The sequence below is a fragment of the Streptomyces sp. NRRL S-646 genome, assembly GCF_000720765.1.
GTDB lineage: Bacteria > Actinomycetota > Actinomycetes > Streptomycetales > Streptomycetaceae > Streptomyces.
Genome location: NZ_JODC01000092.1, coordinates 1 through 439 on the forward strand (window position 1 = coordinate 1; position 439 = coordinate 439).

Annotated in this window: 1 protein-coding gene; it reads right to left on the reverse strand. The window is 69.5% G+C overall.

Annotation, left to right across the window (positions count from 1 at the left end; genetic code table 11):
- The coding region (locus IH68_RS0149020) for a TetR/AcrR family transcriptional regulator (RefSeq protein WP_030950345.1) at positions 1–439 on the reverse strand (439 nt) is incomplete at both ends.

The following is a 439-nucleotide window of genomic DNA, read 5'->3' on the forward strand; positions in this document are numbered from 1 at the left end:
CCGACGGTCTCCGGGGCGACGCCGAGATCCTCGGCGACGACTCTGGTCGATTCGCGGATGGCGGCGTCCATCCGTGCCGTCCGCAGCGCAGCCAGTTCGGGGTTGGCGACGAACATGCGGCGTTCCAGTTCGACCATCTCGTCGTCGCCCGACTCGTGTTCCGCCAGCAGCCACCGCCCGAGGACGTCCACCGCACGCTCGTCGGGGCTCCGGTTGCGCATCGCCTCGGTCAGCCGGTCCGCGCCCTCGCTGAACTTGGACATGGCGATGTCCTGCTTGGAGCGGAAGTACATGGCCACCGTGCGCGGCGAGACCTCGGCCCGTTCCGCGATCTCGGCGACCGTCGTGGCGTCGTAGCCCTGCTCGGCGAACAACTCGAAGGCGGCACGGATGACCGCCTCGCTGCGCCTTGCCTTACCGCGCTCCCGCAGACCTTGCT